The sequence below is a fragment of the Pseudomonas sp. AU11447 genome, from assembly GCF_001672555.2.
GTDB classification, from domain to species: Bacteria; Pseudomonadota; Gammaproteobacteria; order Pseudomonadales; family Pseudomonadaceae; genus Pseudomonas; species Pseudomonas nitroreducens.
Genome location: NZ_LZDG02000093.1, coordinates 1 through 1,559 on the forward strand (window position 1 = coordinate 1; position 1,559 = coordinate 1,559).

2 protein-coding genes are annotated in these 1,559 nt (G+C 63.2%); both read right to left on the bottom strand.

The window, feature by feature from the left end; translation table 11 throughout:
* A partial coding sequence (locus tag A6723_RS30730) for a M23 family metallopeptidase (RefSeq protein WP_218188787.1) occupies positions 1–749 on the bottom strand: 749 nt, incomplete at its 3' end.
* Positions 750–771: 22 nt separating this feature from the next.
* Positions 772–1,559, bottom strand: a 788-nt coding sequence (locus A6723_RS30735; RefSeq protein WP_139093110.1) for a type VI secretion system Vgr family protein, incomplete at its 5' end; no start/stop codon positions are given.

Consider the following 1,559-nt stretch of genomic DNA (forward strand, 5'->3'; position numbering starts at 1 on the left):
TAGCCTTCACTTCCCGCAAAGCCATTTTCGCTACTCCAGCCTCCGGTCAGTTGCGGGCTGCGGTAGGCCACTTCCGAGGAGTTGGTGGGTTGCGCGAGATTCGTTGGCGGTGAGGTGTATCCCTGGAGGGTGTTGGGGATGAAGAAATACATGTCTCCCCAGCAACTGTCGGTGCGGCCATCCTGGTTCTGGTAGTCGAGGTCGCGCTGGTTGCGGCCGGTGAGGTGGGTGATCTGGCTGTCGTCGGCGATGATCTCGAAGTGAATCTTGCCGGCACTGCCGTAGATCTGCCCGGCTTCGCCGATGTTGTCCTTGCGGTAGATGCGCTGCTGGAGCTGTGGGTGGGGGATGTTGATTTTCGACAGGTGCATGTAGATCGAGAAGAACACCACCTGTCCGCGTTCGCCTTCGCCAACTTCGGTTTCGTGGCGCAGGACGATGCAGCCGTTGTCGGTCCAGCCGTCGTCGACGCTTTGTGCGATTCGATACTTGAGCTCGTGATGTTCGTCGTTGGTCTTGGCGGTGGGGGCGCGGAAGTAGACCAGCTTGCCATCCGCGATGGAGCGTACTGGTAGCGGCTTGCCGTTTTCCTGTGGGGCGCTCAGGTGCATGCCGCCATGCCAGTTGAGGTCGAAACTGAGCGGGAAGGCACCATCACCGGGTTGGCCGCCAGGCATGGCGCGCTCGACGAAGGCTTCGTCGGTTTCTCTCGCTATCGGGGCGGGAATGAAGGGAGGGCTGATGATCATCGAGAACGTCCTTGCGCATCGCTTATAGCGAGAGGGGGTAGCCGCTTTTCGGAGTGGCTTCGTCGTTCAGTTCGCGGGGTAGCCAGGGGGCGTCCGGGTGCAGCTTGGCCGGCCCTTGCATGTCGGAGTGCGCGGACTTGATCAGGTGGTCACCCTGGGTGCCGTATTCGATGCCGCAGGCGTCCAGGCGGATGTAGCTGCCGCCAGCGTTGATGACGATGCGTTTCTTGGCGGTAAGGTGGATTTCGCTTTCGGTGCTGACGATGTCCACGGCCTTGCGGGCGAGCAGCTCCAGGCGGTCGTTCTGTGCCTGGATCTGCACGGCCCCCTGGTTGGCGAAGAGCTTCATGCCGAGCTTGCGCACGAAGAGGCTGATGTTTTCCCCGGCGGCGGCGGTGAAGCGCTTGACCACGCTGACGTCCATGCTGCCGCTGGCGGTGGCGATCAGGTTCTGCGCGGCGGCTATCTGCAGGTGGTGGCCGCTGGTGAGGGCGATGCCGTCAGGGGCGCTGGCGAGGATGCCGGGTTGCTGGAGCAGGTCGAGGGCACCCTTGAGTTGCTCGGGAGCATACAGGTCAGGCGCTTCGACGATGGCGAGAGCGGCGTCGCGGGCCATGTTGCGCAGTTGTTCGAAGGACTCCCGCAACTCCCGCAGGGCGGCCTGCATCTCCAGGCTTTGACCCTGGGCACCCGGCTGGGCGTCGGCACTGATGAACACGCCCTTGCCAGCACGCACGGAGCCCCAACCATCAGTGCGCAGCTCGAAGCCGTCGCCGCGCTTCTGCCGTTTGGCATCCACGAGGTGGCCAA